We start from the raw sequence: 9,350 nt of genomic DNA, 5'->3' as shown, positions 1-9,350 counted from the left end.
CAGGCGCATCGGTGAGGAGCGCCGGGTAGCCGAAGAAGTCGTGTGCGTCGAGGCGAGCCACGAGGCGGTCGCTGTCGTCGTGCAGTTCCACGGCCCCGGAGCGGATGAGGTAGAGCGCCTCGGGCTCAGCCTGCAGCGGCAGCACCACGGTGCCGTTGGGCGCGTAGCTGATCTCGATATGCTGGGCAATGCGGCGCTGCGCGGCGTCGGGCAGCGCGTCGAACGGTGGCGTCTCGCGCACAAAGCGCAGCACTTCGGTGACTTCAACGGGCGGGGTGCTCATGGCAGAGGGAATCCAACGTGAGGCCGGGCGTCCACGGCGACCGATTCGCATTCAGGCGGATGCAACGCAAAGATACCATGCTCACGGCTGGATTGCCAGCAGAATGAGGCGTCTGTTCAGTCCGCTGTTCACAGGTGGAGGCGCGATCGAGGCATCACGAACGGCATGCATTGCCAGGCCTGGAGGCATCGGGAGCATGCCCGGTCCCTGTTCTGCGACAAAACCGTGTCGTAAATCCGACAAATCGTGTCGTAAATCCGACATGGCACAAATACGACAGACATTGTCCCAAATCCGTTCTTGGCGGCGCATAGCATAGGCAGCAGACAATGATGAAATCACGCCGGGCCCGAGCCGTCAGCAGGCCATCACTCGTTCCTGCGTGTACGCTAGTCACATTACGGTCCGCACTTGTGTTTTCTACGACTCGCGTTCTCTATGATAACGACTCGCATTCTCATGCTATCGCCTGATACATCAACCGCAGCGGCTGTGCGTGCCACGCCGCGTCCCATGCTCTCGCACGTATGCACAACTCTCCTGGTCGTGCTCGGACTTCTCGCGTTTGTGGGATTGAGTCCGCTACAGACGCAGGCCCAAGAGGTCGACATTACGCCGGGCATCAAGGGCGGCGTCAACTTTGCCGACTTGGGAGGGGACGATGCAGAACTCATTTTCGATGGAGGCGGCTCCGGTGATTTCGAAATCCCGATTGAAGCGCGCACGGGCATTGTTGCGGGTGGGTTCGCCCTCATTGATTTCGACGGGCCGTTTGCCCTGCAGCCCGAGGTGTTGTACGTGCAGAAGGGTGCCAAAGTGGAGATCGAATTTTTGGAGGAAACGGCTTCCAGCACGCTCAAGCTCGACTACATTGAAGTCCCGGTACTCGCCAAGTTTCAGATTCCGCTTGAGGGCAGCATTGCTCCCAATATTTTCGCCGGTCCTGCTGTAGCCTTTAACATAACCGCTGAACAGGAGGGCGAAGGCCCTGATGGATCTGAGACTACCGACTTGAGTGAAGTTATTAGCACGACCGACTTCGGCTTGCAGGTCGGTGCCGGTGTGGACTTTGATGCCGGCCCGGGGACGATCATGCTTGATGCCCGGTACGAACTCGGGCTTTCCAGCATTCCCAGTGAAGGCGATGCCGACATCAAAAACCAGGGCATTCGCATAACGGCTGGGTTTGGATTCTAACCTTCAATCACTGGTCTAAGCACGTACTTATTCCCTGCCTGAGGCTGCCTATGGGGGACAGCCTGCATGGTGCCTTCGGGGTGCCATCAGGTCGCAGCCTCAGCAGGGGTTTTTTGTGTTAGGAGTTACGCACTTGACCCGAGGGGCGTCATTTCCTGCCTGTGGACGGGGCGGAGCCCCTAAACGACGGCGTCACGAGGCAGAGGGGCCGAAGGTCATGCTTTTGTGCCTCGCGACGAGATGACATTCGTAAGCTGCAACTGCGTACGTCCTGTCGAACTACTCCAGCCCGCCCATGACGCGCTGCCCCGAATCGAAGAACTTCACGGTAAGCGGGTCCAGTTGGAGGGTGCCGCTCACGTCGCCTTCAGCACGGGCAGCCACAGCTACGTCAAACGCTCGGTTGGAGATCGCCTGTTGCATCCCCCTGTAGATGACACCCAGGGTTTCTTCGCTGACCGTGTTATAGCTCTCATCGAAGAATCCGGACGGAAGATCCTCGGCCAGTGTGGGCTGCTGGGCCTCAGGAAGCTGCTGCATAGTGATTTGCATCGCCTCCCACTCTTCACGCGGAATGGGCTCGCGATCTGCGTTCTGCTCGTAGTCTTCGCGCCGCACCATGCCCGGCACGAATGTTTCGGTAGGCGTTACGTCGACAGCCGTGCCGTCCTCAACCCGCACCGTCCAGTTCGCCATGGGGTAGCCATCGATCAGCATCATCAGTTCAACAGTGCCGGTGCCGCTGCCGCGGGCCATCTCCACCTGACTCTGACGAACGCGCAGCGCATTGGCGACCGACAGGCGCTCTGGAAACCGGATGCTGTCTACCGCCACCGGGGTTGTTTGCGTTGCAATGGCGTCAGCCTGCACATCCACAGCGCCCGCATTTCCCAGCGGCAGGTCGATGTAGCGCGTACCCAGGACCTTACCGATCCCCGCGCATCCGGCGCATACAACAAGGAATGCAAGTGTAATCGAAACAGCAAAACGAGTCCGTGTAGCCATAACATGCACACATATTTCTTGATACAGGACAACCGATGTAGCAAGGGCCACGTTGCTATCACATACTGTATAATCAATGAGTTAACACAGGCAGATGCAATCGCTTCAACCCCAACGCCCTGGCGTCGTATACAGCGACAGATTACGCCTCCCGCATCCTGCTCCGTTGTCCTCTTGCCCCAATCGTATCCCGCCCCATGCTGACCGACCCCGATCAGTTTGCTGAAAAGAAGCACCTCATTGAAGCCGCGATTGCGGTCTACCACGACGACCCCAGCGCGCTCACCACGCAGGCGATCTGCGACGTAGCCCGCACCGATCGCCTAACCTTCGCCTCCTACTTCGACGAGCCCGAAGATGCGCTGCGTGCGTTCTACCGCATCGTGTTCGACCAGTACCACCTGCTGCGCCTTTCGACCGAGGGGCACGACCAGTTCTCGTTCGAGGAACGGCTGGCCACGTTTCTCTACATTCTGATTGACGCCCTCAGCGAGCAGCGCGCGTTCGTGCAGGCGACCTTCGACACCTCCATTCGCCGCGAGGCCGCCTTCCGCGAGCAGATTCGTACCGAGCTCCAGCGCCTGCTCCGCGAGGATACCATCCCCACCACGAACCGGTTTATCACCCGCCAGGGGCCAGTCGTTACCCTCTTCACCGAGGCCGTGCTTCGCATCCTACGTTTCTGGCTCCACGACGACAGTCCGCAGCAGCAGGCCACCACCGCACTCATCGACAAGCTCGTTGGCTTTACCGCCGATCTCGTCACCTTTCGCGGGGTGCAGCGCGGCGCCGACCTGGCCTGGTACGCCACCAAAGTCGATGTGCTGGGGCTAAGCCGCCTGCCTGTGCTGGGCTGGTGGTTCAAGACGTAACGATACCAAACACCGCAAGGCCGAGCACAGAGTCCAAGCGGGTACAGAGCAAGACAGGGGGATGCAACAGCCTGTGCGCCCCCAGTATGCCGATGCAGACCCACCGACAATCTCACATCCCCGTTGGAACGGACACGGCGGCCCAGGTCTATGGCTTCATGCGGTGGCCCATCACAAGCCCGCATGCCCTCTTGCTCTCCACGCATCCACCCGTGCCCTGCCATGTCCGACGACGCTGGCTCCAACGACGACTTTCCCTCCTCGAAGCTCGATCGCAGCAAGATCTTCGCCAAGACCGGGCTGAAGGTCGGTGCCAACTATGCACGCTACCTCAAAGACCGCGTTACCAACCGCTCGGGCGATAAAACAGCCCAGAAACAGGCGCTGAACACCAAAAATGCCGAAGACATCTATGCAGAGCTTACCAAGCTGCGTGGCACTGCGCTGAAGCTGGCCCAGTCCATGAGCATGGACACCGGGGTGCTGCCCGATGAGTTCATGGATGTGATGGCGCAGGCACAGTACAAGGTGCCGCCCATGAACCAGGCCCTCGTGCGCAAGCGCATCCGCGACGGACTCGGGCGCTTCCCTGAAATGCTGTTCGACTCCTTTCAGGGGGAGGCGATGGCCGCTGCCTCCATTGGACAGGTGCACCGCGCTACCTTGCCGGATGGGCGCGATGTGGCTGTGAAGGTGCAGTACCCCAACATCCGCAACACGATTGAGTCGGATCTGAAGGTGGCACGTCCCCTCATCGGACGCCTCGTGAAGGGTCCGTATCTCGATGACTACTTCGAGGAGATCCGCTCCATGCTCATGCAGGAGACGGACTATGAGAACGAGGCGGACAACATCGATTTCTTCGCCGAGCAGTACGACTACGAGGATGTGGTTACGCCACGAGCCGTGCATGAGTACACCTCCGAAACCGTACTCACCATGACATACGTGGCAGGCGACCACATGAACGAGTTTCTGGCCCGCGAACCCGGTCAAGAACGCCGCAACCACTTCGGGCAGCTGCTGTGGGACTTTGTGCACGATCAGATTGCGAGCAACTACTGCACACTGCATGCCGATGCGCATCCCGGCAACTTCTTGTTTCGCGACGACGGGCGCCTGGGCGTGATCGACTTTGGCTGCGTGAAGCGCTTTCCGCAGGAATTCCGCAACGACATGATCCGCCTCTGGAATGCGCGTATTCACGACGACGAAGCAGCGATCGAGGATCTGCTCCACAAACTCGATATTTTGCATGGCGACATGAACGCGGCCACCCGAACGCGCGTCAAGTCGTTCTTTGAGCGCTTCGGGAAGCTCATTGTGCAGCCCTATCGCAGCGACACGTTCGACTTTGGCGACGATGCTTTCTTCAACGAACTCAAAGAATGCTTCCAAGAGGGCTCAAAGCTGCGCGAAACCTCGGGCTCGCACCACTTCATCTTTATCAACAAGGTGCTGGTGGGGCTCTTCGGTATCATGAACCAACTGAAACCCAAGCTGAACACCGTACAAAGCCGCACGGCGCTCCACGAAAGCGTGCAGGAGCTGCCTACTGGCTGAAGTGCACTGATTTGTTGCAGGTTGTGTTACGTTGCTGTGTGCGTGTACGGCTCTAACGATGTGGTCATGCGGCCACTCCCGCATTCCCTTCAACTCCAAGAGCCTCTACACATGCTATGCCTGCTTCTCATGCTACATTTCGATCTGTATTATTTTCTTTCTTCGTAGGATTTCTACTGCTGAGCGCATTTGCAGGGCCTGCGGCATCAGTCGTGCTGGCACAAGACAGCACACGCACAGCATCTGAAGAGACGTCGGTCTACCGCGTTGAAACCCAGGAGGGCACGGTGTACATGGGCACGCTGGTGCGTGAAAGCGAGGACGCTGTCGTGCTGGCAACCCGCGATGGAACCGAGGTGCGCATTTCGCGGGATGCCATTCGCAGTCTCTCGGCCATCGACGACGACCGCATCCGCAACGGAGCATACTGGTTTGAGAATCCCCATGCCACGCGCTACCTCTTCGCGCCCTCGGCCATCGGATTGCGCGACGGCACGGGCTACTACCAGAACACGTGGGTGCTCTTCAACAACGCCAATGTAGGCATCACCGATCGCTTTTCTATTGGAGGCGGCATGGTACCGGCCTTCTTGTTTGGCGGCGGCGTCTTTCCGGCCTGGATCCTGCCCAAAGTCTCGTTCTCATCGCCGTCAGGACAGGCGCACATCGCCGCAGGGGCACTCATCGGCGGGGTGCTGGGGGATGTTGAGTCCGCTTCGTTTGGGATGCTGTACACCTCGAGCACGCTCGGCGACCGCGATCACAACGTAACGGGCGGCGTGGGGTATGGATACGCCGATGGCACGCTCGCCGATACCCCCATCTTCAACCTGAGCGGCATGACGCGCGTGAGCCGCCAGTTCTACTTCCTCTCTGAAAACTACATCTTTCCTGGGGATGGAATCAACGGAATGGCATCGATCGGCATGCGGTATGCGCCCGAAAACTTCGCCGTTGACTTTGCGCTGGTGCGTCCACTGAATGCGGACACTGGTTCGTTCTTGGCGGTGCCCTGGCTGGGCGTCACGATTCCGTTTTAGGGGGCGTGCTGTATCATACCAACCCCGCATGCTTCGTTGGTGTATGGAGGTATGGAAATGGGAAGGGGTGAATGGAACAACCTTACCCGTCCATCCTGAAACCATCTTCTGACGAAGCCTGTCATGCTGAACGCAGTGAAGCATCTCAGGTCATGCGGGGCCAGCCTCCGGCATCTGGCTTGGGACGATGTGTGGTACTCAAACGAACAGTATTGCCGAGCGTGGAAGGGCGGCGTTGAGGTCCTTCCGCCCGATAGTGGTCGCGGGGTCAGGATGACAGAACGCTGGGGAGCTGTACGCCTTCTGATCCCATAGCATACCTCGTTCCAAGAGCCTGTTTCTACACAGGTACGATACCTCCATATCCCACCACTGTGGGAAAGGGAGATCAGCGGATCGCACGGATCCACAGGTCGCGTTCTGCATTTGTGCGGTCCGCTGTTGTTGGATTCAACGCTGTTGTGCCCCATGCCCGATCCCAAGGAGGACCCCGACCACTTTCGCGATCTGCTGCACGAGCGCATCGAAAAGCTGGAGGCCAGCCTCGCCGTGGCCAATGCGGGCGACGACACGGTAGCGCCCGACAATGCCATTGGACGCCTTTCGCGCATGGAAGCGATTCAGGCGCAGTCCATGAACGCGGCCACGCGCCTCAAGCAAGAGAAACGCCTGAAGCGCGCCCGCGCTGCGCTCGACCGGCTGGATGAGGGTACGTATGGCGACTGCGCCACGTGCGGCGACCCGATTCTACCGGGCCGCCTCGAAATCATGCCCGAAACGCCGCTCTGCGTGGAGTGCGCTCGTTGAGGAGATGCCGCGCATCCGCCCCCAGATCGGCCCGCACCATCAGGCATCGTCTGCATCGTAGATGGCATTCAGCACGCCCGCGATGCGCACGCCCGCCTTCAGCAATCGCTTCTCGACGATAGGCAAGCGCTCGTTGCGATAGGTCCACCCGATGCTGCTGTCGGCGGGTACGTCGTAGACAGCCTCGCGGTAGTCCACCGATTCCTCGGCCCAGCGCCGCACGGTCGCGCGCTGCCAGTCTGCTACCTGCGCGTCGGTGGGATGATTGATGGCGTCGGCCCAGACCGCGTAGTCGTCGTGCCACGACACAATCATGTCGGTGTCCCACACGCGGTGCAGATTCGAGGGCTCGCCCATCCACGTGACGGTAGCGTCGTTGCCGCCCCGGTCGGTGCCGGTGCCCACATGCAGCGGCTGGTGGATGTCGCCAATCATGTGGATGACCATCATCAGATACTCGCGCTCGGCCTCGGGCGAGAGATCGCCTTCGTGCAGGGCCGCGATCATGCGCTCCACCTCCGCAATGATGTCGCCGTTCGGGTTTTTGGTGGTTTCATCGTAGGTCGTATCCGACGGCACCGTAACCCAGTGCCAGTCCGCAGTATGCGCGTACTCCTCGGTTGAGCGCACGCGGTCCATCCAGGTGGTGGCTTCGACCATCGACATATCGCCCAGGATGCGCTCGACCTCCGCCCGGGCGGTGTCAGTCAGGTGCTGCTGCGCCACCGCACCCGTGATGGCGTGCCCGACGCGTCCCCACTGAACCGTACCTGGACGGAACCCGAAGAGAGCAAGCGTAAGAAGGGAAACCGAGGTTGCGACGAGTAGGAATCGAAGACGCATGGGCATGTAGAACGTATGGGAAGATCCGAACGGTAGAACGGGAGAGGCAGAGCTTAGCGGTTCCCCCCGCCGGTTTGCTCGCGATGCACGGCACGCAGGCAGGCCTCCAGCGGAAGCGGCCAGTCGTCGCGGGCGTACTCTTCAAAGCCCGGCAGCTGCTCCTGGTCGGCAATCTCGTCAGCAGACTGTCCTTCTTCGATGGCCTGCGTCACAAACTCGTTCAGCCCTTCCAGAAAGTCGCGCATCACGAGCAGGTCCTCGCGTCCGCCGGTGATGCCCGCATCGGGCGCGCCGTGGCCGTGAATCAGGATGGTGTCGTCGTCGAAGGTGTCGTGCAGGGTTTCGAGGGTGCTGATCCAGTTGGTCGTCAGCGCCCCGCCGTCGATGTCGATGAACGGGTACACGCGGTTGAACACCAGGTCGCCCACATGCGCCACGTTTGCTTCCTCGAAGTGAACCACGGTGTCTCCCCCCGTATGCGCAGGCCCATTGTGATGCAGGCGGATCGTCTCATCGCCGATGGTTTCCGACCACGTATCGGTATACGTTTCATTGGGATACGTCAGGCTTTCAGCTTCGCTATCATCGGCTGCTTCGCGTTGCAAGTCGGGGACGTTCGCATGGGCCACGAGCCGGTCGGTGTGCTCGGCAAACACGCCGTTTCCAGCGGTATGATCGCCGTGGTGGTGCGTGTTGATGAACAGATCGAGCGACTGCCCATCGCGCTCGGGCAGGTCGTCCCAACAGGTTTGGGCGTCATCCGGAAACTGCGAGTCAATCACGACCACAGCGCCGTCGCGCACCATCCACCCGATGGTGCCGCCCCGTGCGGTGAAGGTGCCCACGCCCCGGCGGAGCGTCTCAAAATTCGCAGCCTGCGGCGTGGCATGGCGCAGAAGCGAAGGCAAAAATGGAAGCGCAACAGCACTGGCGCTGGCGATGCGGAGGAAGGAGCGGCGAGAGATCATGGGCATGTCCGAAAAAGAAAGAAGACCAACGAGTAAGGTGACGACTACCGATACCGCTCGAACCAGGCCAGCACGTGATCGACTTTGCTGATAAGCTGGCTCGGACGGTTGGCGATGAAGTGGTAGGAGCCGGGCATCTCGACGTACATCGCATCCACGCCGCGCAGCTTCAGACCGTGGTACCACTGCTTGGCCTCCCACGTGGGCGTGCGCAGATCCTCCTGCCCCACAATGACGAGCGAGGGCGTGTTCACCGACTCCATCAGCGATATGGGCGAGACGTCCCAGTAGTCCATCGGGTTCTGCCACGGCTGCCCCGGATAGCGATAATTGGCGTACGCGTAATAGTTGTCTGCCGCCAGGGTTTTGCTGATCCAGTTGATGACCGGCTTCTGGATGGCGGCGGCCTGGAAGCGATCGGTCTGCCCGGTAATCCACGCGGCGGAGGTCCCGCCTGCGCTTCCGCCCGTAACGTAGAGGCTATCCTCGGAAACCGTACCCGCTTCCACAAGCTCGTTCACGCCGTCCATAATGTCCTGATACTCGCCGCCCGAGAAGTCATTCTTGAGCAGGTTGCCAAACTCAGCGCCGTAGCTGGTGCTGCCACGCGCATTCGGGTAGAACACGACGTATCCGGCAGCGGCATAGAGCTGGATTTCGGGGGCAAAGTGCGGACCGTAGTGCCCAATGGGTCCGCCATGGATTTCGACCAGGAGCGGATACGTGCGGTCGGGATCGTAATCCGGGGGCGTAACGACCCAGCCTTGAAGCT

At 60.2% G+C, this 9,350-nt stretch carries 10 protein-coding genes; 5 read left to right on the top strand and 5 right to left on the bottom strand.

All coding sequences use genetic code 11. The annotated features are described in order from the left end of the window. On the bottom strand, positions 1-283 hold a 283-nt coding region (locus R6U20_RS10515), incomplete at its 3' end, for a cyclic nucleotide-binding domain-containing protein (protein WP_410337812.1). Positions 284-721: 438 nt separating this feature from the next. Between R6U20_RS10515 and R6U20_RS10510 the strand changes: the two genes are divergently transcribed. Then, on the top strand, positions 722-1,480 hold the full coding sequence (locus R6U20_RS10510; RefSeq protein WP_410337811.1) for a porin family protein: 759 nt from the start codon (positions 722-724) through the stop codon (positions 1,478-1,480). Between the two features lie 279 nt (positions 1,481-1,759). On the opposite strand, the gene R6U20_RS10505 is transcribed toward R6U20_RS10510, so the two are convergent. Beyond that, on the bottom strand, positions 1,760-2,485 hold the full coding sequence (locus R6U20_RS10505; protein WP_410337810.1) for a hypothetical protein: 726 nt from the start codon (positions 2,483-2,485) through the stop codon (positions 1,760-1,762). A gap of 197 nt (positions 2,486-2,682) precedes the next feature. On the opposite strand from R6U20_RS10505, the gene R6U20_RS10500 reads away from it, so the two are divergent. The 4 genes from R6U20_RS10500 to R6U20_RS10485 all read left to right on the top strand — a co-directional run bounded on the left by R6U20_RS10500 (position 2,683) and on the right by R6U20_RS10485 (position 6,767). Further along, on the top strand, positions 2,683-3,357 hold the full coding sequence (locus R6U20_RS10500; protein WP_410337809.1) for a hypothetical protein: 675 nt from the start codon (positions 2,683-2,685) through the stop codon (positions 3,355-3,357). A gap of 222 nt (positions 3,358-3,579) precedes the next feature. Beyond that, positions 3,580-4,920, top strand: coding sequence for an ABC1 kinase family protein (locus tag R6U20_RS10495; RefSeq protein WP_410337808.1), 1,341 nt, complete (start codon positions 3,580-3,582; stop codon positions 4,918-4,920). 116 nt (positions 4,921-5,036) lie between these two features. Further along, the gene (locus R6U20_RS10490) at positions 5,037-5,960 is read left to right on the top strand and encodes a hypothetical protein (RefSeq protein WP_410337807.1); all 924 of its coding nucleotides are present in this window, start codon (positions 5,037-5,039) and stop codon (positions 5,958-5,960) included. 468 nt (positions 5,961-6,428) lie between these two features. Beyond that, positions 6,429-6,767 (top strand): TraR/DksA family transcriptional regulator, encoded by a 339-nt coding sequence (locus tag R6U20_RS10485; RefSeq protein ID WP_410337806.1) that lies wholly within the window; start codon positions 6,429-6,431, stop codon positions 6,765-6,767. Positions 6,768-6,806: 39 nt separating this feature from the next. On the opposite strand, the gene R6U20_RS10480 is transcribed toward R6U20_RS10485, so the two are convergent. From R6U20_RS10480 to R6U20_RS10470, 3 genes are all read right to left on the bottom strand, one after another. Then, positions 6,807-7,610 carry a S1/P1 nuclease gene (locus tag R6U20_RS10480; protein ID WP_410337805.1) on the bottom strand — a complete coding sequence of 268 codons (804 nt, stop codon included), beginning with the start codon at positions 7,608-7,610 and terminating at the stop codon, positions 6,807-6,809. A gap of 53 nt (positions 7,611-7,663) precedes the next feature. Next, positions 7,664-8,578 (bottom strand): MBL fold metallo-hydrolase, encoded by a 915-nt coding sequence (locus tag R6U20_RS10475; protein ID WP_410337804.1) that lies wholly within the window; start codon positions 8,576-8,578, stop codon positions 7,664-7,666. 44 nt (positions 8,579-8,622) lie between these two features. Then, the coding region (locus R6U20_RS10470) for an alpha/beta hydrolase family protein (protein WP_410337803.1) at positions 8,623-9,350 on the bottom strand (728 nt) is incomplete at its 5' end.

Origin of the sequence: Longimonas sp. (assembly GCF_046498435.1) — a bacterium.
In the GTDB taxonomy this organism is placed as follows: domain Bacteria; phylum Bacteroidota; class Rhodothermia; order Rhodothermales; family Salinibacteraceae; genus Longimonas.
This window is presented reverse-complemented; position numbering and strand designations above follow the sequence as displayed.

Coding starts and splice junctions, on each gene's coding strand:
- R6U20_RS10510 (WP_410337811.1), top strand. CDS start 722: ATGATAACGACTCGCATTCTCATGCTATCGCCTGATACATCAACCGCA.
- R6U20_RS10505 (WP_410337810.1), bottom strand. CDS start 2,485: ATGGCTACACGGACTCGTTTTGCTGTTTCGATTACACTTGCATTCCTT.
- R6U20_RS10500 (WP_410337809.1), top strand. CDS start 2,683: ATGCTGACCGACCCCGATCAGTTTGCTGAAAAGAAGCACCTCATTGAA.
- R6U20_RS10495 (WP_410337808.1), top strand. CDS start 3,580: ATGTCCGACGACGCTGGCTCCAACGACGACTTTCCCTCCTCGAAGCTC.
- R6U20_RS10490 (WP_410337807.1), top strand. CDS start 5,037: ATGCCTGCTTCTCATGCTACATTTCGATCTGTATTATTTTCTTTCTTC.
- R6U20_RS10485 (WP_410337806.1), top strand. CDS start 6,429: ATGCCCGATCCCAAGGAGGACCCCGACCACTTTCGCGATCTGCTGCAC.
- R6U20_RS10480 (WP_410337805.1), bottom strand. CDS start 7,610: ATGCGTCTTCGATTCCTACTCGTCGCAACCTCGGTTTCCCTTCTTACG.
- R6U20_RS10475 (WP_410337804.1), bottom strand. CDS start 8,578: ATGATCTCTCGCCGCTCCTTCCTCCGCATCGCCAGCGCCAGTGCTGTT.